General features: G+C 68.3%; 21 protein-coding genes. 11 read left to right on the top strand and 10 right to left on the bottom strand.

The features are described 5' to 3' along the window. Nucleotides 1-44 precede the first annotated feature (44 nt). From ACVFYP_RS23315 to ACVFYP_RS23295, 5 genes are read right to left on the bottom strand one after another with little or no spacing between them, the layout of a single operon-like run. Nucleotides 45-1,256, bottom strand: a complete 1,212-nt coding sequence (locus ACVFYP_RS23315) for a mandelate racemase/muconate lactonizing enzyme family protein (protein WP_499202626.1) — start codon at nt 1,254-1,256, stop codon at nt 45-47. Further along, nucleotides 1,253-2,236 carry a Bug family tripartite tricarboxylate transporter substrate binding protein gene (locus ACVFYP_RS23310; RefSeq protein WP_499202625.1) on the bottom strand — a complete coding sequence of 328 codons (984 nt, stop codon included), beginning with the start codon at nt 2,234-2,236 and terminating at the stop codon, nt 1,253-1,255. Before ACVFYP_RS23310 ends, ACVFYP_RS23315 begins: the two co-directional genes overlap by 4 nt. After that, nucleotides 2,236-3,000, bottom strand: a complete 765-nt coding sequence (locus tag ACVFYP_RS23305; protein ID WP_499202624.1) for an RraA family protein — start codon at nt 2,998-3,000, stop codon at nt 2,236-2,238. The genes ACVFYP_RS23310 and ACVFYP_RS23305 overlap by 1 nt, the downstream gene beginning before the upstream one ends. After that, a complete protein-coding gene (locus tag ACVFYP_RS23300) occupies nt 2,997-3,974 on the bottom strand; it encodes a Bug family tripartite tricarboxylate transporter substrate binding protein (RefSeq protein ID WP_499202623.1) in 978 nt (325 codons plus the stop codon). Before ACVFYP_RS23300 ends, ACVFYP_RS23305 begins: the two co-directional genes overlap by 4 nt. Further along, nucleotides 3,971-4,648 carry a GntR family transcriptional regulator gene (locus ACVFYP_RS23295; RefSeq protein ID WP_499202622.1) on the bottom strand — a complete coding sequence of 226 codons (678 nt, stop codon included), beginning with the start codon at nt 4,646-4,648 and terminating at the stop codon, nt 3,971-3,973. The genes ACVFYP_RS23300 and ACVFYP_RS23295 overlap by 4 nt, the downstream gene beginning before the upstream one ends. Nucleotides 4,649-4,828: 180 nt before the next feature. Here ACVFYP_RS23295 and ACVFYP_RS23290 point away from each other — a divergent pair, with 180 nt between their 5' ends. From ACVFYP_RS23290 to ACVFYP_RS23270, 5 genes are read left to right on the top strand one after another with little or no spacing between them, the layout of a single operon-like run. Beyond that, nucleotides 4,829-5,476, top strand: coding sequence for a hypothetical protein (locus ACVFYP_RS23290; protein ID WP_499202621.1), 648 nt, complete (start codon nt 4,829-4,831; stop codon nt 5,474-5,476). A 13-nt stretch (nt 5,477-5,489) separates the two neighbouring features. After that, nucleotides 5,490-6,440 carry a hypothetical protein gene (locus ACVFYP_RS23285; protein WP_499202620.1) on the top strand — a complete coding sequence of 317 codons (951 nt, stop codon included), beginning with the start codon at nt 5,490-5,492 and terminating at the stop codon, nt 6,438-6,440. 7 nt (nt 6,441-6,447) lie between these two features. Then, nucleotides 6,448-8,085, top strand: a complete 1,638-nt coding sequence (locus ACVFYP_RS23280) for a Dyp-type peroxidase (RefSeq protein WP_499202619.1) — start codon at nt 6,448-6,450, stop codon at nt 8,083-8,085. Between the two features lie 20 nt (nt 8,086-8,105). Further along, on the top strand, nt 8,106-9,449 hold the full coding sequence (locus tag ACVFYP_RS23275; protein ID WP_499202618.1) for a cytochrome P450: 1,344 nt from the start codon (nt 8,106-8,108) through the stop codon (nt 9,447-9,449). Nucleotides 9,450-9,504: 55 nt separating this feature from the next. After that, entirely contained in the window at nt 9,505-10,059 is a 555-nt protein-coding gene (locus tag ACVFYP_RS23270) for a carboxymuconolactone decarboxylase family protein (RefSeq protein ID WP_499202617.1), read from the top strand. 47 nt (nt 10,060-10,106) lie between these two features. Here the strand turns inward: ACVFYP_RS23270 and ACVFYP_RS23265 are convergent, their stop codons facing one another. Genes ACVFYP_RS23265 through ACVFYP_RS23255 form a run of 3 tightly spaced genes read right to left on the bottom strand, consistent with a single transcriptional unit; the run spans nt 10,107 to nt 12,295 of the window. Next, on the bottom strand, nt 10,107-10,595 hold the full coding sequence (locus ACVFYP_RS23265; RefSeq protein WP_499202616.1) for a GAF domain-containing protein: 489 nt from the start codon (nt 10,593-10,595) through the stop codon (nt 10,107-10,109). Further along, complete coding sequence (locus ACVFYP_RS23260; RefSeq protein WP_499202615.1) at nt 10,588-11,565, bottom strand: Bug family tripartite tricarboxylate transporter substrate binding protein; 978 nt, start codon at nt 11,563-11,565, stop codon at nt 10,588-10,590. Before ACVFYP_RS23260 ends, ACVFYP_RS23265 begins: the two co-directional genes overlap by 8 nt. Nucleotides 11,566-11,611: 46 nt before the next feature. Then, a complete protein-coding gene (locus tag ACVFYP_RS23255; protein WP_499202614.1) occupies nt 11,612-12,295 on the bottom strand; it encodes a FadR/GntR family transcriptional regulator in 684 nt (227 codons plus the stop codon). A gap of 58 nt (nt 12,296-12,353) precedes the next feature. Between ACVFYP_RS23255 and ACVFYP_RS23250 the strand changes: the two genes are divergently transcribed. Then, on the top strand, nt 12,354-14,183 hold the full coding sequence (locus ACVFYP_RS23250) for a gamma-glutamyltransferase family protein (RefSeq protein WP_499202993.1): 1,830 nt from the start codon (nt 12,354-12,356) through the stop codon (nt 14,181-14,183). A gap of 21 nt (nt 14,184-14,204) precedes the next feature. Here ACVFYP_RS23250 and ACVFYP_RS23245 read toward each other — a convergent pair whose 3' ends face one another. Beyond that, nucleotides 14,205-15,305 (bottom strand): mandelate racemase/muconate lactonizing enzyme family protein, encoded by a 1,101-nt coding sequence (locus ACVFYP_RS23245; protein WP_499202613.1) that lies wholly within the window; start codon nt 15,303-15,305, stop codon nt 14,205-14,207. Nucleotides 15,306-15,318: 13 nt separating this feature from the next. Then, on the bottom strand, nt 15,319-15,984 hold the full coding sequence (locus ACVFYP_RS23240; RefSeq protein WP_499202612.1) for a GntR family transcriptional regulator: 666 nt from the start codon (nt 15,982-15,984) through the stop codon (nt 15,319-15,321). 165 nt (nt 15,985-16,149) lie between these two features. On the opposite strand from ACVFYP_RS23240, the gene ACVFYP_RS23235 reads away from it, so the two are divergent. Genes ACVFYP_RS23235 through ACVFYP_RS23215 form a run of 5 tightly spaced genes read left to right on the top strand, consistent with a single transcriptional unit; the run spans nt 16,150 to nt 22,125 of the window. Continuing rightward, nucleotides 16,150-17,346, top strand: coding sequence for a CaiB/BaiF CoA transferase family protein (locus ACVFYP_RS23235; RefSeq protein WP_499202611.1), 1,197 nt, complete (start codon nt 16,150-16,152; stop codon nt 17,344-17,346). A gap of 9 nt (nt 17,347-17,355) precedes the next feature. Further along, nucleotides 17,356-18,165 carry an enoyl-CoA hydratase gene (locus ACVFYP_RS23230; protein WP_499202610.1) on the top strand — a complete coding sequence of 270 codons (810 nt, stop codon included), beginning with the start codon at nt 17,356-17,358 and terminating at the stop codon, nt 18,163-18,165. A gap of 40 nt (nt 18,166-18,205) precedes the next feature. Further along, nucleotides 18,206-19,261, top strand: coding sequence for an ABC transporter substrate-binding protein (locus ACVFYP_RS23225; RefSeq protein WP_499202609.1), 1,056 nt, complete (start codon nt 18,206-18,208; stop codon nt 19,259-19,261). A gap of 50 nt (nt 19,262-19,311) precedes the next feature. Beyond that, on the top strand, nt 19,312-20,376 hold the full coding sequence (locus tag ACVFYP_RS23220) for an ABC transporter substrate-binding protein (RefSeq protein WP_499202608.1): 1,065 nt from the start codon (nt 19,312-19,314) through the stop codon (nt 20,374-20,376). Nucleotides 20,377-20,385: 9 nt separating this feature from the next. Then, nucleotides 20,386-22,125 (top strand): ABC transporter permease, encoded by a 1,740-nt coding sequence (locus tag ACVFYP_RS23215; RefSeq protein ID WP_499202607.1) that lies wholly within the window; start codon nt 20,386-20,388, stop codon nt 22,123-22,125.

The following is a 22,125-nucleotide window of genomic DNA, read 5'->3' as shown; positions in this document are numbered from 1 at the left end:
ACCCACTGGTCCCTGGTGGGGGAGTGTGAGGGGGCAACGCCCCCTCATCCTTCCTTCGGCGTAATCCCCATCCGCGGCGTCCGCGGCTGATTGTACAGCGTCGCCCCCTCGGTCCCCTTCGGCCAGCCACCCGAGGGCAGCCCCGTATTCCGGATCGAGGGATTGGCCGCGACGAAGGCCTCGTCGATGGTCACGCCAAGCCCCGGCCGATCTGGCACCACCACATGGCCATCTTCCAGCACTGGCATGGCGCCGTTGATGACCTGCGCACGGCCCTGCCAGTCCGGGTCCATGCGTTCCAGGATCAGCGCATTGGGAATGGCGGCCAGCAGATGGATCGCCGCGTATTCCGCGACCGGCCCGAGCGAGCCGGAATGCGGCGCCACCGTCGCGAAGCGCGCCTCCGCGATTGCGGCCAGCTTGCGCAGCCCGGTAAAGCCGCCGGCGCGGCCGGAATCGGGCTGGATGACATCCACCAGATTCTCGAACAGCAGCGGCGCCACGCCATGCAACCCGCCATGCCGCTCGCCGGAAGCAAGTGGCACGTCCACGGCGCGGCGCAGGGCGCGATAGCCCTCCATGTTCTCGGGCGCCAAGGGCTCCTCGACGAACAAGGGCCGCAGCTTGCCGAGTTCGCGGCAGATCTCGATGGCGTCCGGCAGGTTCAGCCAGGGCGGGCCGTGCAGGTCGATCATCAGATCGGCCTCGTCACCGATGGCGGCGCGGATGGCCTGCGCCTTGGCGACGGGGTTGGCGACGCCGCCGGTTTTCACCGCGGTGTAGCCGCGCGCCAGCGCCGACTTCGCCTGTTCGGGCGTCGCGGCATGGGTGTAGCAGCGGATGCGGTCGCGCATCTTGCCGCCGAGCAGCTGCCACACCGGCACGCCCAGCGCCTTCCCCTTGATGTCCCACAGCGCCATGTCGATGGCTGCGATGGCGCCCTGGCCGACCACGCCATTCATGCCATGGCCCATCATGGCGACCGTCAGGCGCTGGGTGATGCGTTCGATGTCGAAGGCATTCTGGCCGATGACGATATGCGCCAGGTCGCCCACCGCCGTTTCCACCACGCGCGGCCAGCCGCTGCCCTCACCCAGGCCGGTGATGCCGGCATCTGTTTCCACCGTCACGAACAGCCAGTTGCGCGTGCCGGTGGTGATGCTGGTCTTCACATCGCCCCAGCCGGACACGCCGAGCGGCCCCGCCTGCATCAGATGCGTGCGGATCGCGGTGATGCGCGGGTTGGAACTGGTCATTGTGCGGTGATCCCGGCTTCGCGGATGACGCGCGTCCAGCGCTCGGTCTCGGCCTGGACGAAGTGGGTGAAGGCGGCGGGGCTTTCGCTGGCGCGGGGCGTGATGCCGGAACGGGCGAAGCCGTCCTGCACCGCCGGCGCGCGCAGCGCTTCCGTCACCGCCTCGAACCAGCGTTGCTTCACGGCCTCCGGCGTGCCGGCGCGCAGCATGATGCCGTGCCAGGAGCTGATGAAGACCTCAGGGCCATAACCGGCCTCGGCGATGGCAGGCGTGTCCGGTGCCGCCGCCAGCCGCGCGGGCTGCATCAGGGCGAGGCCCCGGATGCGCCCGGCGGCGATATTGCCTGGGATAGAGGCCTCCGCCACGGTGAAGGAGCATTGCACCTCCCCCGACAGCAGCGATTGCATGGAGGGGCCGCCGCCGCGAAACGGCACATGGGTGAAGCGGAAGCCGGCGCGGCGCGCGAAGAGCTCCGCTGCGAGGTGGGAGGAGGTGCCGACGCCACCGGAGGAGAAGGTGAGGTCGCCACCGGCCTCCCGCGCCCGGGACACCGCCTGTTCCACGCTGGTGATGCCGCTGCGCAGACTCGCCAGGAAGAAGACCGGCACGTCGCCGGTCTGGGTCAGCATCTCGATATCCTGTGCCTCATAGCCCAGCGGCATCAGTGCCGGGTTGGTGGCGAGGTGGATGGCGGCGAAGCCGAGGCTGTGGCCATCCGCCGGGGCGCGCACCAGCGCCTGTGTGGCGAGGTTGCCCGAAGCGCCGGTGCGGTTTTCCACCACCACGGACTGGCCCAGCATCGGGCCAAGCTCCCGCGCCAGCAACCGCGCACAGAAATCGATGTTGCCGCCGGCGGGGAAGCCGACCTGGAAGCCCACGGGGCGGTTCGGCGCCCAGCGCGTCTGCGCAAGTGCCGGCAGGGGCAGAAGGGAAGCCGCGACCAGGCCGCGGCGGGTGATGCCTTGCGTTTGCGGTGCCATCAGAAATAGCCCCCCTTGGCGCTGATCTCCGCGACGGAATCGCCCCGCTCGATCCAGCCGAAAATCTCCTTCTCCAGGCCCAGTATCTCCTCGCAGCGTTCCAGCACGGGCAGGGCGATGCCGCGCGGCACCACCACCACGCCATCCATATCCGCCACCACGATGTCGCCGGGATGGACCATGACGGCGCCGATGCGCAGCGGCACCTGGAAGTGGGACAGCATGGCGCGGCCGAGCGCGGCATTGGGGTGGCGGAAGCGGCAGAAGACCGGGAAATCCGCATCCATTACCTGCCGCGTGTCGCGCACGCCGCCATCGATGGCCGCGCCGCGCACGCCACGCGCCTTGGCCGCTGCCGTCATCACGCCGCCCCAGGCGGTGGAATCCTCGGCACCGCCGGCGTCCCAGATGATGAAATGGCCGTCTCCCATCGCCTCCAGCATCGCGCCGCGCAGGGTCATCTCGCCGGTCACCTGGGTGTTCGGCGCACTTTTCGCGGTGAAGGCGAAGCCGGCGGTGCAGGGCTGCTCGGGGCGCAGCGGCTGGATGCGCATGGGCAGCGCCTGGTCCATCAGCGCATGTTCGCGCAACACGTCGGAGACGGCGCCGGTGTAGAGCAGCGCATAGCGGTCCAGCAGCGGCTTTTCGGCCATCGGCAGCGGGGCTGGCACACGTGCCTCCCGTTCCGCCACCAGCCAGTCGAGGCGCATGGCCTTCACCTCCGCGCGCAGCCGCGCGGCAGGGTCGTCGCTGCGCGCGCTCATTGCACAGTAATTCCGGCGTCGCGGATCAAGGAGGTCCAGCGCCCCAGTTCCGCGCGATACAGCGTATCGAAGGCGGCGGGGCTGGCACTGGCGACCGGCTCGATCGACAGCGCCTTCATCCGCGCCGTGAATTCCGGCGCGCGCACGGCTGCGACGGTCGCGGCATGCAGCGCGGCGATGGCGGCTTCCGGCGCGCCGGCGCGCACGCAGATACCCTGCCAGGACCGCATCTGCGCTTCCGCCGGCAGGCCGGCCTCACCGAAGGAGCGGATATCCGGCATGCCCTCGGCCCGGTCCTGCTGCATCACGCCCAGGATCTTCACACGGCCCTCCGCGGCGGCCGGCGCCTGGTAGCTGGCGACCAGGTCGAACATCATTTCCACATCGCCCGAAAGCAGCGCCTGGAAGGCCGGCGCGCCGCCGCGATACTGCACACCCTCGAACCGCCCGCCGACGGTGCGGAACAGCAGCTCCGCCCCGAGATGGGAGGATGTGCCCACGCCCGCCGTGCCGATGGTGACGCCGGCGCCCTTGGCGCGGGCGATGGCTTCCTCGATGGTGGTGATGCCGGATTTGGCGCTGGCCATCACCACCACGGGCAGGGCAGTGAGCTGGCCGCACATCTGCAAGTCGCGCGCGGGATCGTAGCCGAGCTGCGCGATCAGCCCGGGATTGGTCACCAGCTGCAGCCCAGCCAGGGCCAGTGTGTGGCCATCCGCCGGGGCCTGCACCACGGCCTGCGTCGCGATATTGCCGGAGGCACCGACGCGGTTTTCCACCACGACATTCTGGCCCAGCGACTTCGACATCTCCGCCGCCGCCATCCGAGCCACGAGGTCGGCCGTGCCGCCGGGTGCGAAACCCACGATCAGCCGCAGCGGCCGGTCCGGCCGCCAGGCCTGGGCGCGCGCCGCGTCGGGCAGGGTGAGGGCGGCCAGGGTGATGCCGAGCAGGGTTCGGCGCGTTGTCCTCATGGAACCTGTTTCCTTCCGGGATCTTCCGCGAACCGTTCGAGCAGATCGCGTTTGGCGGATTCGACATGGGCGAAGGCGGCCTCCGCCGCCGCCTCCGCATCCCCGGCGCGCAGCGCGGCCAGGATGATCTCGTGCTGTTCGGCGGCGCGGCGCATGCGGGCCGGGCCGTAGCCAAGGCGCAGCCGCACCGCATTCACGAAGGCGGTGCGCGCGGCGAGGATGGATTGCGCCTGCGGATTGCCGGCGGCGCTGTCGATGGCGGCGTGCAAAGCCTCGTTGTGGCGCAGCGCTTCCGCCGCATCCTCCCGCTCCGCGGCGGCGGCGAAGGCCGCGGCATGGCGGGCGATGCCGTCGATCTCGGCGGGGGTCGCGCGTTCGGCGGCGCGGCGGGCGAGCAACGATTGCAGGGCGCCGCGCAGGTCGTACAGGTCTGCGAACAGCTTGGCGTCCAGCAGCGGCACGATGGCGCCGCGATGCTGGCGGATCTCGACCAGCCCTTCGCCTTCCAGGGAGATCAGCGCCTCCCTGACCGGGGAGATGGACACGCCATGCTCCTCCGCCAGCGTGCCCAGGGTGCGGTGGGTGCCGGGCTGCCAGGAGCCGCTCAGGATGGCGCTGCGCAGGCGGTCGCGCAGGATGGCATAGGCGGGGATGGAGGCGGCTGGGAGGGTCATGGGTCATCCTACACATTCGATTTCATAAAATGCAAGATGGCTGTCCGCCCCCATCGAAACACTGTTTCCGGGCGTTTCGTGCAACTGCGGCGGGAACGCTTTGTCCTTGCAACGACCGTCGGGCGGATTAGCGTGGCGACCTTCACGCCGGCCATGATCGTACAAGCGGGGGGCTGACCGATGTCGAATGTCGCGGGCAAGGCCTATGGGATGAACGTCGTCACCCCCATGCGGCCCTGGAAGACCTGGATCAACCGGCTGCTCTTCATGGTGGCGCGCACCCAGCCGCAGCAACTGGGCGGGCTGCTGGGCCTTTCGATCATCCACTTCGCCCGCTGGGTGATGATCCGCCGCGACCAATGGCCCGACCTTGGCCAGGGCAGGCCGGTCATCGGCAATGACTACATGCTGTTCTGCAGCAACTTCAACGGCACCTGGGACCAGTATATCGACGCTTTCAGCGACGGCATTCCCAACGGGCTCGACCTGTTCTGGTATTCCAGCACGAAGTATCCGGGCTCCATCCCGATCACGCCCTTCAAGAACTACATCCGCGCCAATCAGGTCGACACCGGCTACTACTACAACGCCACCCCCGGCGCGGCGCAGCGCGACATCAAGGCGGCGCTGCGGGTCTGGTCGGTGCTGGACGACCTGCGCGCCCAGCATGCGAAGCTGCCCCCGGCCGAATTCGCCGAGGCCTGGCGCCGCGCCTTCGTCGCCATCCAGAACGACCTGCCCTCCCCAGGGCACGCTCCGGTGGCGAGCAATGACACACAGAATGCCGATATGAATCGTGAGGCGCTGATCCGCCGGCCACCAGGCTGAGGGGAGACGATCCATGCCCAATTTCGACGGCGGCCATTATTTCCTGACGGCCCTGGTGCCGATCCGCGGCGACCTCTGCGCCGACCCGCGCACGGATGCGACCGTCACCTCCCATCTGCATGAGTTGCGGGCGACTTTGGCGGCGCTGCCGACGGCCTTGCAGACTCCGGCCACGGAAAAGATCGGCATCAACAGCCCCTTCGCGCGCGGCAACCGCACGCATTTCGCGCGCTTCGCCATTCTCGACGACGTTGCCTTCAACGGACGCGGCCAGCGCGACCCGATCGCGGTGGCGGTGGGCCTCGGCAAGCAGCCCAGCGTGGCGGACCCGGTGGACCGGCTGCCCTGTTCCTATCTGATCTTCGTCGCGGATTTCGATGCGCCGGATGGCAGCCAGGCGGCGCTGGACGACTACCTCACGCATCTCTGGCAGATCATGGAGCCGGAGTTGCGGGATATCTTCGGCCATTGCGACGGCCATGCGCGGCTGACCGATGCGGCGGGTTTTGCAGGGCTGATCCGCGCCTGCCAGGTCGAGACCACCATGCCCTTCAACGACTATTGGCAGGGTGCCCCGCCGCTGGTGCCGCTGCCGCTGAAGCGCCTGCTGCTGCCGGCGCTGGTCGCGGCCGGGGCGCTGGTGCTGGGCCTGGTGATCGGCATCTTCGCGCATCGCTGGCTGTGGCTTCCGCTCGCCGGGCTGGTGGCGCTGCCGGTCGCGCTGTGGTGGGCCTATTCCCGGGTGATGGCGGCCGCGGCCGTGCCCTTCCCGATGGCGCCACGCTCCGACCTGCCTTCGGTGCTGAAGGCGCTGTATCTGCAACAGAAGATCACCCGCTTCGCCATCGACACCCAGGGCGCCGACCCCGCGACGCTGCATGCCGCCTTCGGCGACTTCCTGGCGCGCCACAAGCCGGAGGATGCGGCGGCACCGACGCAGCGGCCCGGCGTGGTCAAGTGCTGAGGAGATCATGAGCATGGCCGTTCAGCTCGACCTGGCGGATATCCAGGGCAATGTCCTCACCGCCTATGGCCGCCTTGGCTTTCCCAAGGGGCGCTTCCTGCTGTTGAACATCGCCGATGCGCGGGCGGGACGCACCCTGCTCGATCTGGTGCGGCCCTATGTCACCACGGCGCTGCGCTGGCCCTCCTCCAAGGACCAGGAACCGGCGCCCGGCACGGTGTTCCAGCGCCGGCCGCGGGTGGCGGTGAATGTCGCCTTCACCTTCTGGGGGCTGCTGGCGCTCGGCGTGCCGATCCGCACGCTGCGCGGCATGCCGGACGAGTTCATCGACGGCATGCCCGCCCGCGCCGACATCCTGTGCGACAATTTCCCGAAGCACATCGACGAGGCTTGGGACCCGGTCTGGCTGTGGCGCGAGGACCCGAAGCGGCGCGTGCATGTGCTGCTGACGCTGAACGCGCAGATGAATGACGATGGCACGCCGGTGGAGCGCCTCGATGAGCTCACTCGGGAAATCCTCGGCTTCATTCATGCGATGCAGGGCAAGGTCACGCTGCTGTCCGGCCATCGGGGCACCGATGAGCGCTGGCAGGATCTGTCGGCGCTGCTCGGCACCCTTCCGGATGGCAAGAAAACGCCCCTGCCCAGCGAGCATTTCGGGTTTGTCGATGCCATCGGCGACCCCGTCTTCGAGGGCCAGCATGAGCCCGACAAAATGGCCGCGCGGGTGGTTGGTCAGGGCAAACTGTTGCCGGATCAGAGCTGGGCGCCGCTTGCCGCCGGTGAATTCCTGCTCGGCCATCCGGATGAATCGCAGGAGATCGCCGGCGGCCCCATGCCGCTGGATTTCGCCCGCAACGGCACCTTCATCGCCTATCGCAAGCTGCACCAGAACGTCGCCGCCTTTCGCGACGCCATGGACCGCATGGCGGGCAAGTTTGCCCAGGTGATGCAGGTGGGGCAGGAGGAAGCCTGCGAGACACTGAAGGCGAAGATCGCCGGCCGCTGGTCGGATGGAGTGCCGCTGATGTCGGCGCCCACCTATCCCGAATGGCGCGCCGTGCAGGCGCGGCGCATCGCGGCGGCAAAGGCGGAGGATAAGGCGACGCTGGCGGCACTCGACCGTGCCCTGGTGGACTTCACCTTCCGCGACGATCCGCTGGGCGCCAAATGCCCCTTTGGATCGCATCTGCGCCGGTCCAATACGCGCGACATGATGGACCCTCTGCTCGCCTCCGACGACCCGAAGAAATGGGGTGGTTCCGTACTCAACAACCGGCGCCGGTTGTTGCGCCGTGGCCTGCCCTATGGCGAGGCGGCGCCAGGCGCCACGGCGGATGACCAGGAACATGGCATCGTCATGCTGGCCACCTGCGCCAGCCTGTTCCGGCAGTTCGAATTCGTGCAGCAGCAGTGGATGCAGTACGGGCTGGACTTCAACACCGGCAACGACACTTGCCCCATCGTCGGCAATCACGGCGAGGATGCGAAATTCGTCATCGCCACTGACCCTGCCTCCGGCAAGCCACCCTTCATCTGCGACCGCCTGCCGCAATTCGTGGAGACGCGCGGTGGCGAATATTTCTTTGTCCCCAGCATGACAGCGCTGCGCATGATCGCCGCCGGAATCGTGGACCCGACATGAGCGGCTTTTTGGGAAATGTCGTGCATACCGCTGGCCTGCGCCTGGGCATGGCGGGTTCGGCCTTGGGCGCGGCCGGGCAACTCGCCATGCGTGGGGCCAAGGCCTATTCCGGCGGTGCCGATGGAAGAAAGCAACGTATCGCCGCGCTGCTCGGGGCGACCCAGAACCAGCGCTTGGTCTTCGCATTGCTGCGTGCCGCGAAGCCGAACCTGTCGCTGAGCCGCAAACTGATCGCGGCCTATGACAACACCGGCACGGTCATCGTCACCCGCCACGCCGATGTGACGGAAGTGCTGGAGCGTGAGACGGATTTCGCCGTCGTCTACGAACCCAAGATGCGCGCCATCACCGCCGGCCAGAACTTCTTCCTCGGCATGCAGGACAGCCCGGCCTACACGCGCGACGTTTCCAACATGCGCCTCGCCGTGCGGCGCAGCGACCTGCCGGATGTGGTGATTCCCTATGTGGCATCGCAGGCGGAGGCGATCGTGGCGGGCAGCGGTGGCGCGCTGGACGTGCCGCAGGCTTTGACCCTGCCGGTGCTGACTGGCTTGCTCGGCCATTACTTCGGAACGCCCGGCCCCTCCGGCCCCGTCATGGCCGACTGGACCACGCGGATGTTCTGGTACCTCTTCGTCGATCTGGCGGGGGAGGAAGCGGTGACGCAGGCAGCGATGCGGGCCGCCGCCGAATGCCGCGGCTGGCTGGATGTGGCCATCGCGGCGCGCAAGACGGCGCCGACCGGCACGGACCAGGTGCTGGACCGCTGCCTCGCTTTGCAGGCGGCGGGCGTGCCGGGGATGGACGACCTGGGCATCCGCAACAACCTCATCGGGTTGTTGATCGGCCTCGTGCCCACCCTGTCCAAGGCCAGCGTCAAGGCGTTGGACGTGCTGCTCGACCGGCCGGAAGCGCTGGAAGCGGCCCAGGCCGCCGCGCGCGCCGATGACGACGCGGCGCTGGCGGCCATCCTGTGGGAGGCGCTGCGCTTCGACCCCGTGAATCCCTTCATCTACCGGCGCGCGGTACGGGAAACGGTGATCGCGCGCGGCACGCTGCGGGCGCAGCGCGTGCCGGAAGGGGCGATGGTGCTGGCCGCCAACCTCTCCGCCATGTTCGACCCCATCGCGCTGCAAAGGCCCGAGGAGTTCCGGGCGGGGCGGGAGGCTGGCAGCTACATCCTCTGGGGCTATGGCATGCACACCTGCTTCGGCGCGCATATCAACCAGGCGGTGATTCCGCAGATGCTGAAGCCGCTGCTACGCCGCCAGGGTTTGCGACGCGCACCCGGCGCGGCCGGGCAGGTGAATGGCGCGGGCACGCCTTTTCCGGTGCACTTCCGGCTGGAATTCGACAGTATGTAACCGCTTGCGGGCGCCGCCGCGCAATGGTCTGCTGACCAAAAGCGGAGGACACGAAATGGCGCGCCTGCCCTATCGCGATGTCGCGGACCTACCGGCGGAGGACCAGCCGCTGCTGGTGCGGCCGGTCAATCTGTACCGCGCCATGGTGAACAATCCTGGCATCACCCGCGCCTTCCTCGGCCTGGCCAACCAGATCCGCCATCAGGGCGTGCTGGATGGGCGGCTGCGCGAATTGGCGATCCTCCAGGTCGGCTGGGTCACGCGCTCGCCCTATGAATGGTCGCACCATGTGGCGATCGGGCGCGGCTTTGGCGTGACCGATGCCGATCTGCACGCCATTGCCGCGGAGACCAAGGGCGAGGCCACCGAGCTCGAGCCCGCCGCCCGCGCCGTGCTGCGCGCGGCGCGCGAAATGGCGGAGGGCGCGGATGCGCTACGCGAGGTGACCTTCACCGAATTGCGCGCCTATCTTGACGATCCGGCGCTGACCGAGCTGCTGGTGGTGATCGCCTTCTATTGCGGCGTGGTGCGCTTCCTGGGCGCGGCGGGTATCGAGGTGGAGCCGGATTACCAGCCGCATCTCGACGCCTTTCCGCTGCCGCAGGATTGACCCGCGGCCCGCATGGCGGGCCGAGCAGCCGCCTGAGGTTGAAATGATCAGCCCGTCAGCCAATCCGGCGTGACGATCAGCCCCAGCAATTCCGCCAAGGCGCGCCACTCCGGCTGGACGGTCTCCGCCGCGAACAGGAAGTTCACCGTGCCGAGGCAGGCGCCGGCATGCAGGATCGGCACGTTCACGATGCTGCGCAGGCCGAGCCCGAGGATCAGCGCGTGGTCGTTGAAGAAGGTCGTGATGGCGCCAGGGCCTTCGCCGACAAAGACCTCCCGCTCCTCCAGCACATGCCTTCCCCAGGCGGTGTCCCGCTTCGGCTTGGCGCCGCCGACCGGATAGGCGGCGGCGTCGGTGCTGAAGATGCGGCGCACCGTCATGGTCGCCGCGTCGAAGCGCATGGCGGTGCACAGCCCATGGCCCATGGCTTGCCGCGCCACCGCCTCCGCCGCCGCCAGCAAGGCCAGCGGCCGCGCATCCTGCGCGGCCGCCGTCAGCAGGGCCAGTTGCGGCCCGGTCAGTGCGGTATCAGGCATCGGTCATGCTGATGCCCAGTTCCCGGATCACGCGGCCCCATTTTTCGGCGTCGGCCCGCACCGTGCGGCTGAAGGACTCGGCGGATTCATTCACCACCTCCACGCCGATCGCCGCCATGCGGTCCTTCACCTCCGGCTGCATCAGCGCCTTGTTGATCTCGGCGTTGAGCTGGGTGACGAGCCCGGCCGGCATGCCCTTCGGCCCCAGCGCGCCGTACCATACCGCCATCTCATAGCCCGGCACGGATTCCGCGACGGTGGGGACATCCGGCAGCAGGGAGGAACGACGGCCTTCCGTCACCGCCAGCAGCCGCAGCCGGCCATCGCGCACATGGCCGAGCGTCTGGGTGCCGGCGCTGAAGAACAGTTGGGTCTGGCCGGCCAACGTGTCCTGCACCGCGGGCGCGCCGCCGCGATAGGGCACATGCACCATCTCCACGCCCGCCATGCGTTCGAACATCGCCGCGCAGAGATGGTTGGTGGAACCGAGGCCGGCGGAGGCATAGGCCACCTTGCCGGGGTTCGCCTTGCAATAGGCGATGAACTCCGGGACCGTATTGGCGGGCACGGAGGGGTGGATGACCATCGTGTTCAGCACATAGGCCAGCAGCGCGATGGCGGTGAAATCCTCGGCGCCGTTGAAGGGCATGTTGTTGAACAGCGCATCGTTCATCGCATGCGTGCTCATCGACCCGAACAGCAGCGCATAGCCATCCGGCCGCGACCGCGCCACGAAGTTGGAGCCGATATTGCCGGAGGCGCCGGACCGGTTCTCCACCACGAAGGGCTGGCCGAGCGACCGGCGCAACGGCTCCGCCAGCACGCGCGCAAGAATGTCCGTGGTGCCGCCGGCGGCCCAGGGCACGACGATGCTGACGGGGCGGTTCGGGTAGCGGTCCTGCGCGAAAGCCGGAGCTGCGGCGAGGCCAATGCATGAGGCCAAAGCCGTGCGGCGGGTGATCTGGGTCATGCTCTGCATCCTAATGCCGGAGGCTGGTCGGTGGCTGGGAGGGTGGTTACGCGGCGTCGGAAAAGCGTCCGGCGTCGGTCGCCTGGATCGCCTGGTGGATGGATTGCAGGTGCTGCCACATGGTGCGGTGCGCGGCGGCGGCATCCCGGTCGGCAATCGCCTCCGCCACCATCTGGTGCTCGGTGGCGGCCTGGCGGCGCAGGGCGGGGGTGGCGATCAACCCGCGCAGATGGCCCCAGGCGGTGCCGGCGCGGCAGGCTTCGATCTGCTCGAATGCGTCGCGCAGCAGGGTGTTCTGGCAGGCGGCGGCGACGGCGCGGTGGAAGCTGGCGTCCCAGCGGCCCCAGCTTTCCTCGTCCTTCGCCTCCACCCCGCGGCTGGCGCAGCGGCGGATCGCCTCGATATCGGCGGGCGTCGCCTTCAACGCAGCCAGGGAGGCGAGCGCCGGTTCCAGCGTGCGCCGAGCTTCCATCACCGCCAGCGGGTCGCTGGCCAAGGCGCGGCTGGCGGGGCCGGCGGCGGGTTTCAGCCCGAGCCAAGTGCCCTGGCCGACGCCACGCCAGACGCGCCGTTCCAGCTCCATACGTTGTAGCACGCCGCGCAGGGCACGACGGCTTAGGCCCAGCAGCGGGGCGAGTTCGCGTTCCGGCGGCAGGCGGTCGCCCTCTCGCAGCCCAGCTTCGTGCAGGTGCCGTTCCAGGCGCGCGCGGGCGTCATCTTCGGTCGTCATGGAACCAAACTAGTATTGGTCCTGGAAAATGGGAAGGGGATGCGGCAAGTAGGCGTGGATATCCGCCAGTCTGGCGGAACCAATCCAGAATGGTTCAAGGAGAGGTTCCATCTTCACCACGCGCCCAGAGCTTCGCGGCACCTTCGGGGCCATCGCCACAACCCATTGGATCGCCAGCGCCGTCGGCATGTCGGTGCTGGAGCGCGGCGGCAATGCCTTCGACGCCGCCATAGCCGCCGGCTTCGTGTTGCAGGTCGTGGAGCCGCATCTGAACGGCCCGGGCGGTGAAGTGCCGATCATCCTGCAACGCCCCGGCCAGGTGCCGCAGGTGATCTGCGGCCAGGGTCCCATGCCGATGGCGGCGACGCCGGAACGCTTCTTCGAACTGGGCCTGAAGCAGGTGCCTGGCACCGGCCTGCTGCCCGCCGTGGTGCCCGGCGCCTTCGACGCCTGGATGCTGCTGCTGCGCGACCACGGCACCTGGTCGCCCCGCGCCGTGCTGGAAGCCGCCATCGGCTATGCCGAGGATGGCTTTCCGGTCCTGCCCCGCGTCGCCTCCAGCATCCTGCCGGCCAAGGATTTCTTCCCCGCCGAATGGCCCAGCTCCGCTGAGGTGTGGCTGCCGGGCGGGGAGGTGCCGCGCCCGCGCGCCTTGCTGCGCACGCCCGGCATCGCCGCCACCTATCGCCGCATCCTGGCCGAGGCAGAGGCCGTGGGCGGCGACCGCGACGCACAGATCGAGGCCGCCCGCCGCGCCTTCTACCAGGGCTTCGTGGCGGAGGCGGTGGACCGCTTCTACCGCGAGGAGGAACTGATGGATTCCTCCGGCCGCCGCCATGGTGGCCTGCTGACCGGCGAGGACATGGCTCGCTACAGCGCCCGTGTGGAGCCCACCGTCGCCCGCGATTATCACGGCGTGACCGTCCACAAGACGGGCCCCTGGGGCCAGGGTCCCGTGCTGTTGCAGGCGCTGGCGCTGCTGGAGGGTTTTGACCTCGCGGCGATGGACCCGGCGGGGGAGCGCTTCATCCACACCATCGTGGAATGCCTGAAGCTGGCTTATGCGGACCGGGAGGTGTTCTACGGCGACCCGGATGCGGTGGAGGTGCCGTTGGCCACTCTGCTCTCGGCCGACTACGCCGCCACACGCCGTGCCCTGGTGACGGAGACGGCCTCGATGGAGCTGCGCCCCGGTGACCTGCCGGGCGCGGCGCAGCGAATGCGGGAAGTGCTGGCGATGGCCGGCGCGGAGACACCCGTGGGCCTCGGCCATGGCGAGCCCACCTTCGCGCCGCTGCCGGTGGAATGGGGCGATACGGTGCATCTGGATGTGGTGGACCGCTGGGGCAACATGATCTCCGCCACCCCCTCCGGCGGCTGGCTGCAAAGCTCGCCGGCGGTGCCGGGGCTGGGCTTCTCCATCTCCACCCGCGGGCAGATGTGCTGGCTGGCACCCGGCCATCCCAGCACGCTGCGCCCGGGCATGCGCCCGCGCACCACGCTGACGCCGACCCTGGTGACGCGGGATGGCGAGGCCTTCCTGGCGCTCGGCACGCCGGGTGGCGACCAGCAGGACCAATGGACCCTGGCGGTGCTGCTGCGGCATCTGCATCACGGGCTGGACTTGCAGGCCGCCATCGACCTGCCGCTGTTCACCAGCCGTCATTTTCCGCAGAGCTTCTATCCGCGCACGGTGGAGCCCGGAAAGCTGCTGCTGGAGGAACGCTTCGGGCCGGAGGTCATCGGGGCGCTACAGGCGCGCGGCCACGGCGTGAAGGTGGAGCCGCCCTGGTCGCTCGGCCGCGTCTGCGCCGTAGGGCGGCGCGACGGTTTTGTCCTCGCCGCCGCCACGCCCCGGCTGATGCAGGCCTATGCCATCGGGCGGTGATGCTTTGTGTGATCGCGTGATTCAGACCTTCGGTGCCTTCGCACCTTCGGTCACCACGCTCTCGCGGAAGGCGAAGCCAATGCCGGGGCGGTCGGGCAGCTGCATCACGCCCCGCTCCGGCGTCATGTCCTCCGACAGGCGCTGGCGCAAGGCAAGCTGCGCGCCGTGCATCTCCAGCAGCCCGCCCTGGGCATGGCCGCCCATCAGCGCCGCATTGGCGATGTCCCAGCCGCCAGCATGCGCCACCGGCGTGCCATAGGCTTCGGCGAGGGTCAGGATGCGCAGCGCGGCGCTGATGCCGCCGCAGAAGGCGGCATTGGGTTGCAGCCAATCCACCGCGCCCATCGCCAGCGCATCCCGGAACCAGGCCATGGACTGCACCATCTGCCCGGCGCCAATCGGGATGCGGATGGCGCGGCGCAGGCTGGCGAGCGCGGCGAGGTCATTGCCCAGCACCGGCTCCTCGAACCAGGCGATGTCGCACTCCTCCACCATCAGCGCGAGGCGCCGGGCGGTGGCGACATCCAGCCCGCAATTGGCGTCGAGCATCAGCAGCGGCTCGGGACCGAGCGCGTCCCGCACGGCGCGCACCCGCCGCGCATCTTCCGCCACGCCGCGCCCGCCGGCGGCGACCAGCATCTTCACGCCGCGAAAGCCTTCCGCGACGGCGTTGCGGCACACCTCCACCAGCTGCGCCTCATCATAGCCCGGCAGGCCGACGGTGGCGTAGCAGGGCACCGATGATCGCGCGCCGCCCAGCAGCCGCCACAAGGGCTCCCCCAGCGTGCGCGCGCGCAAATCCCACAGCGCCATGTCCAGCGCCGACAGGGCGGAAACGAAGGCGCCGGTGGCGTTGCGGGTATTGTATTGCGCGGTCAGGCGCGGGCCGATGGCCTCGATGGACCGCGCATCCTCGCCGCGCAGCGGGTCCTCCATGCGCTGGATCAGCGTGGCCACCTCCTCCGCCAGGAAGCGTCCGGTGACGCCGGTGCCGACCAGGCCTTCCTCCGTCTCGACGCGGCAGCGCACGAAGGTGGGCGTTTCGCGCCCGGCGTAATTGGCGGCGGCCTTCACGGCCGGCAGGCGCTCGACCTGGGCGGTGATGGCGCGGATGCGGCTCATGCGGTTCTCTCCCTCATCTGCCGTTCTGCGCGGCATGTTCGACGGCGTCCAGGAAGCGGGCGCGGCCGAGCTGCGCATGCGCTTCCGCCAGGGCGCGCGCCCGCGCCGCATCGCCGCGCAGGATCGCGCGCATCAGCGCGCGATGTTCCGCATTCGCCTCCGCCATATGTCCCGGATGTTCGAAGGATCGGCGGCGCAGCAGCATCAGCTTGCGGGTGAGCTGGCCATAGAGCGCCTCCGCTTCCCGATTGCCGCTGAAGGCCAGGATACGGGCGTGGAAATCGGAGTTGATCCGAAAGAAACCCTCCCGATCGCCGCGCGCGATCGCCGCATCCATCGCATCGACCATGATGCGCAGGACAAGCGCCTGGCTGGGGCTGATCCGATCCGCCGCGCGGGCGGCGGCCAGGCCGAACAGCGCGCCGTTGATCTCATAGATCTCCATGGCCTCGTCCTGGCCGAGGCTGCGGACGAAGGCGCCGCGATTCATGATGACGGTGACAAGGCCGGTCTTTTCCAGCGCCCGCGCCGCTTCCCGCACCGGGCCGCGCGACACGCCGAGCGCGCGCGCCAGCGCCACCTCGTTCAGCCTCTCGCCGGGCCGCAACGTGCCTTCCAGGATCAGACCCTGCAAACGCCGCGCGACATCGAGGCCAAGCGAATATGTGCGACGCAGCAAGGTGTTTGCGTGCGGCGCAGCATCGGGCAGCGGCGAAGACGTCAGCACATTTGCCATCCGGGAAAGTGTTTACAGTTTCGCCGGAGCCTGACAAGCTGCCGCCAGAGACAAAAAGAACCACCTCGGGAGGAGGTCGCCCATGGCCATGCCAAGGCGAAGCCGCGCATGACGCGAGATGCCACCAACACTGCCCTGCCGCTATCCGGCTTGCGTGTGCTGGACCTGACGGTCGCGCGCGCCGGCCCCACCTGCGTGCGCCATCTGGCGGATTGGGGGGCGGAGGTGATCCGCATCGCGCCGCCCTCCGCCGATGCCGGCGACATCACCGGCGACCAGGACGGTTTCGACTATCAGAACCTGCATCGCAACAAGCGCGCGATGCAGATCGACCTGAAGACGGAGGAGGGGAAGGCGATCTTCTTCCAGCTCGCCGCCACGGCCGATGTGGTGATCGAGAATATGCGTGCGGCGGTGAAGTTCCGGCTCGGCGTGGACTATGCCAGCGTCAGCGCGGTCAATCCGCGCATCGTCTATGGCAGCATTTCGGGCTTCGGCCAGGACGGCCCCTATGGCCACCGCGCCGGCGTCGACCAGATCGCGCAGGGCATGGGCGGGCTGATGAGCATCACCGGCGTGCCCGGCGCTGGCCTGGTGCGCGTCGGCATCCCGATCGCTGACCTCACCGCCGGAAACCTGCTGGCGCTGGCGGTGATGATGGCGCTGTACGATCGTGGCCGCACGGGGCGCGGGCGCTGGGTGCATACGAGCCTGCTGGAAGTCATGGTCTTCATGCTCGACTTCCAGGCGAGCCGATGGCTGTTGGCCGGCGAAGTGGCCGGGCAGGCGGGCAACGACCACCCGACCTCCATCCCCACCGGCGTCTATCCCACGGCGGATCGGCCCATCGCCTTGGCAGCATCTTCCCCGCGCATGTGGGAACGCTTCTGCGATGCGCTGGACAAGCCGGAATGGAAGACGCGCCCGGGCTGGAACACGCGTGATGGCCGCTCCGCCGACCGCGCCGCGATCAATGCGGCGATCAGCGAGGTGACGCGCACCAAGCCGAGCCTGCATTGGATCGAGATCCTGGACCCCGCCGGTATTCCCTGCGGCCCAATCAACACCATCGACCAGACGTTCGGCGATCCGCAGGTGCAGCACCTGCAAATGGCGAAGCCCGTCGCGCATCCGCGCCTCGGCGACCAGAAGCTGGTGCGCAATCCGATCAACATGAATGATGTGGATTGGAACATCCGCGACGCCACACCGGATGCCGGCCAGCATACGGATGCAGTGCTGGCGGAACTGGGTCATTCCCCCGACGACATCGCGAAGCTGCGCGCCGCGCGCGTCGTGCAATAGGAGCGCCAGATGGACGGCATGATTCTCAGCCTGACCACACCCAAGATCCTGGCGCGAATCGAGGACGGCATCGGCTGGTTGACCTTCAACCAGCCGGAGAAACGCAACGCCATTTCGCTGGAGATGTGGGAGGCGGTGGCCGATGCGGCGCAGCGCTTCACCGATGACCCTTCGGTGCGCGTCGTCGTCATGCACGGCGCAGGCGGCAAGGCCTTCGCCTCCGGCGCCGATATCAGCCAGTTCGAGAAGCTGCGCGACAGCGCGGAGGCGGAGGCGAAGTACTCCGCCGTTTCCGCCCTGGCGCGGCAGCGGCTGGAAGGCATGGGCAAGCCGCTGATCGCCATGATCAACGGCTTCTGCATCGGCGGCGGCTGCGCCACGGCGATGGTCGCCGATATCCGCATCACCGCGGAGGATGGGCGCTTCGGCATCCCCGCCGCCAAGCTTGGCGTCGCCTATGCCTGGCACAGCCTGCGCCGGCTGGTTTCGCTGGTCGGCCCGGCCATGGCGAAGGAGATCATGTTCACCGGCCGCTTCCTGGATGCGCAGGAAGCGCTGCGCGCCGGGCTGGTGAACCGCGTGGTGCCTGTGGACCAGTTGGAATCCACGGTGCGTGACATGGCGTTGACCATCGCGCGCAACGCGCCCCTGTCGATCCGCGCCTCCAAGGAAGGCATCGACCAGATTGCCGGCGAGCCTTCGAAGATCGACCAGTCGCGCTTCGAGGCCCTGTACCGCGCCTGCTTCGACAGCGCCGATTATGCGGAAGGACGCACAGCCTTCATGGCCAAACGTCCCCCCGTCTTCAAGGGGGGATAAGGCCGGGACGTGCCTGCCAAGCCCAGGGAGGAGAACAACAATGAGCGGCTTCACCAAGCGCCAGATCCTGACCCTCACCACCGGCTTCGCCATCGGCGGCGCCAGCTTCCGCGCCGCGGCGCAGGACCTGCCGGCGCATGAGCGCCAGCTGTATGAGGCAGCGCGGCGGGAAGGCCAGATCACCTGGTATTCCGGCCAGTACAATGCCGAAACCTCGGAGGCCGTCGGCCGCGCCTTCAACGAACGCTATCCGGGCGTGCGCTGCAATGTGGTGCGCAGCACATCCCAGGTCGCCTTCCAGCGGCTGTCGCAGGATACCCGCGCCAATGCTGCGCAATGCGACGTCTTCAGCTCCACCAATTCCGGCCACTTCACCCAGTTGAAGCGGCAGGGTCAGTTGACGCAGTACCGGCCGGTGAATGCGGATGGGATGCTGCCGGCGATCCGAAACATGGATCCAGACAACTTCTTCCACACCAGCTTCCTCGGCCTGTTCCTGATGACGCACAATACGCGCCTGGTGCCGGAGGCCGAAGCACCGCAGAGCTGGCGGGACGCGCTGGATACCAAGTGGAAGGACAAGCTGGCGGTCGGCCATCCCGGCTTCAGCGGCGCCATCGGCGTCTGGGCCGTGCAGATGCGCAAGATGTATGGCTGGGACTATTTCACACGGCTGGAGCGCAACAACCCGCAGATCGGAAGGTCAAGCCAGGACCCGGTGACGACGCTGAATGCGGGGGAGCGCAGCGTCGGGCTTTGCGTGCCTGTGGGCACCACGGCGCTCGCCATCTCACGCGGCAATCCGCTGAAGCTGATCTATCCGCGGGAAGGTGTGCTGGCGGCGATCTCGCCTTCCGGCATCCCCTCCAACGCGCCGCATCCAAACGCGGCAAAGCTGTTCATGGAATTCCAGGCCGGCAAGGCATTGTCGGAGACGGTGCGGCTGACCTTCAACGAGCCGCTGCGCGCCGACGTGCCGCCGCCGGAAGGCGGCCGCCCATTGGCCGATGTGACGCTGCTGACGCCGAGCCTGGAAGAACAGGAAAAGGGCGTGCCGGAAGTGCGGGAAGCCTGGCGCGACACCTTTGGCGTCTGACGCCAAAAAAAGCTGGCGGCGTCTGACGCCGACGAATTTGGGAGAGAACGATGACGGATATCACGAAGCGGCGGCTGTTCGGCGGCACGGCGGCGCTGACGGCGGCAGCGATCCTGCCCTTCCGCCATGCATCGGCGCAGGACATGCCGGCGCATGAGCGGGAGCTGCATCAGGCGGCGCAGCGGGAGGGCGAGGTCACCTGGTACACCGGGCAGCTTCAGGCCGAACCTTCCGAGGCGGTTGGGCGAGCCTTCGCCGAACGCTATCCTGGCGTGCGCTGCAATGTCGTGCGCACCACCTCCCAGGTCGCCTTTCAGCGCTTGTCGCAGGATGCGCGGGCGCGCGTGGCGCAGTGCGATGTCTTCAGCTCCACCGACTACAGCCACTTCACCTTCCTGAAGGGCGAGCGGCGGCTGATGGCGTACAAGCCGCAGAACGCTGCCGGCATGGTGAAGGCGGCGCGCGACGCGGCCGATCCGGACGGGCATTTCCAGGTCACCTATCTGGCGCTCTACATGCTCGCGCGTCGCAGTGATCGGCTGAGCGAGGCGGAGGCGCCGAAAAGCTGGCGGGAGCTGACCGACCCGAAATGGCGCGACAAGCTGGCGGTCGGTCATCCCGGCTTCAGCGGCGCCATCGGCAATTGGGCGATCATGATGCGCGCCGCCTATGGCGAGGCCTATTTCCGCGAGCTGGAACGGAACAAGCCGCAGATTGGCCGTTCGGCCGGCGATCCGGTGACCACGCTGAATGCCGGGGAGCGCATTGTGGGCGTCGCGATTCCGTCCGCCGCCACGCTGTTCAGCATCTCCCGCGGCAATCCGCTGTCGTTGATCTACCCGACCGACGGCACGCTGCTTGTGCCCTCACCGAGCGGCGCCATCGCCAATGCGCCGCGGCCCAATGCCGCCAAGCTGTTCATGGAGTTCGTCACCGGCCCCGCCTATTCCCGCACCGTGCGCGAATATTCCGCCGAATCACTGCGCCCGGAGGTGCCGCCGCCGGAGGGATCGCGGCCGTTGGACGAAATCCGCACCATCACGCCGACGCCGCAGCAGATCGAGCGGGAGATCACCGAGGTGAAGGAGGTCTGGCGTGACATCTTCGGCGTCTGAGCCCAACCGATGAGCGAGGCCCCCGCATTGCCGCGACGCGCAGCGGCGCCATCCGGCTGGTTGGCCGGCCGGATGGCACGTTTCGAACCTGTCACCCTGCTCTGGATCGCGCTGATCGCGATCCTGCTGTTCCTGGTTGCCTTCCCGCTGGGCAAGCTGCTGGTCGTCAGCTTCGAGACGCGCGGCACCGGCGCCTTCACCCTGTCCAACTATGTCACCGCCTATGGCCGTGCGCGCTACGTCGATGCGCTGATCAATTCGCTGCGGTTGGGGCTCACCTCCGCCACCATCGCGGTGGTGATGGCGGTGCCCATGGCCTGGGCGGTGTCGCGCACCGATATGCCCGGCAAGGGTCTCACCTGGGCCGTAGTGCTCGGCGCCTTCATCCTGCCGCCCTATCTCAGCGCGGTGGGCTGGATTCTGCTTGCCGGCCCCAATTCCGGCTTCATCAACCTGGCCTGGCGCTGGGTGACGGGGGCGGAAGGCGCGCTGGTCAACATCTACAGCTTCAGCGGCATGGCGTTGGTCATCGCGTTGAATGCCTTCCCGCTGGTCTTCATCTTCGTCAAATCGGCGCTCGACCTTGTCTCCTCCGAAATGGAGGACGCCGCCAATATCCTCGGCGCCGGCACCTGGACGGCAATGCGCAAGGTATCCCTGCCGCTGGTCTGGCCGGCGATCATGGCCGGCTTCATCATCGTCTTCCTGGAAGCCATCGCGCTGTTCGGCACGCCGGCCATCATCGGCATTCCGGCGCGCATCAACGTGGTCACCACGCAGCTCTGGCAGTTCTTCGAATATCCGGTGCGGGTGGAGGTCGCGGCGGCCTATGCCATGCCGCTTCTGCTGGTCACCGCTGGCATGATCGTGGTGCAGAAGCTGATGCTGGCGCGCAAAGGCTATGTCTCGCAGACCGGCAAGGGTGGTGAGCGGCGGCCGATCAAGCTTGGCCCCTGGCGTTGGGTGGCCTTCGCCTGGTGCGCCATGGTCGGGTTGATGGCGGTGATCGCGCCGCTCTTCGTGCTGTTGCAGGCGAGTTTCGCCAAGGCCTGGGGTCGTGGCCTGGCCTGGGACAATCTGACGCTGGCCAATTACCGGCTGCTGATCTTCGAGCATGAGATGGCGATGACCTCCATCTGGAACACCATCTGGTTCTCCGCCACGGCGGCGACCATCGCGGTGCTCCTCGCCCTGCTGATCGCCTATATCGTCAACCGGCGGCTGGTACCCTTTGGGGAAGCGCTGGGCTTCATGGCGATGGCGCCCTTCGTCATCCCCGGCATCGTCATGGCGATCGGCTTCTACGCGGCCTATGCCTCCCCGCCCTTCGCCCTGTACGGCACGGCGGCGATCATCATCCTGGCCTTCGCGGCGCGCTTCCTGCCCATTGCCTATGCCAATTCCTCCTCCGCCATCCGGGCCGTGCATCCGGAGATGGAGGAGGCGGCGCGCATCCTGGGCAGCGGCCGGCTGCATGCCATCCGCATGATCACGGCGCCGCTGGTGCGGAAGTCGCTGCTCGGCGGCTGGCTGATCGTCTTCATCGTCGCCTCGCGCGAATTGTCGGCGGCAATCTTCCTGGTCGGGCCACGCACCCGGACCATGTCCGTGTTGCTGTACGACCTCAGCGAGGCCGGCAATTTCGAGGTGCTGGCGGCCTTCGGCGGCCTGCTGCTGCTGGTGACGATGGTCTTCGTCGGCATCGGGATGAAGCTGGTCGGGCGCGACTTCATGCTGCGGAGAAACTGA

The organism is Roseomonas sp. F4, assembly GCF_053891155.1.
This window is presented reverse-complemented; position numbering and strand designations above follow the sequence as displayed.